Here is a 255-nt window from a genome sequence, read left to right on the forward strand (position 1 = left end):
CTCCTGCAGGCCCACGGTCAGCACGGGATGCGGGCTGGACTCGATGAACACACCGAAACCCTGATCGAGGAGCGTCCGCGTGGCCCGCTCCAGCTCCACCGTCTGACGCAGATTGCGGAACCAGTACCCACCGTCCAGCTCCGGGCCCTCGACCCACTCACCGGTGACGGTCGACAGGAACGGAACCGCCGCGTCCCGGGGTGCGATCGGCGCGAGCAGCGTGTCGAGCTCCTCGCGCAGCAACTCCACCTGCGC

At 69.0% G+C, this 255-nt stretch carries 1 protein-coding gene; it reads right to left on the minus strand.

The genetic code is table 11. The features are described from left to right. Positions 1 to 255 (minus strand): acyltransferase domain-containing protein (locus ACEPPI_RS40960; RefSeq protein WP_373920303.1); only part of this gene is annotated, 255 nt, incomplete at both ends.

The sequence above is a fragment of the Streptomyces sp. AB3(2024) genome, assembly GCF_041862025.1.
In the GTDB taxonomy this organism is placed as follows: domain Bacteria; phylum Actinomycetota; class Actinomycetes; order Streptomycetales; family Streptomycetaceae; genus Streptomyces.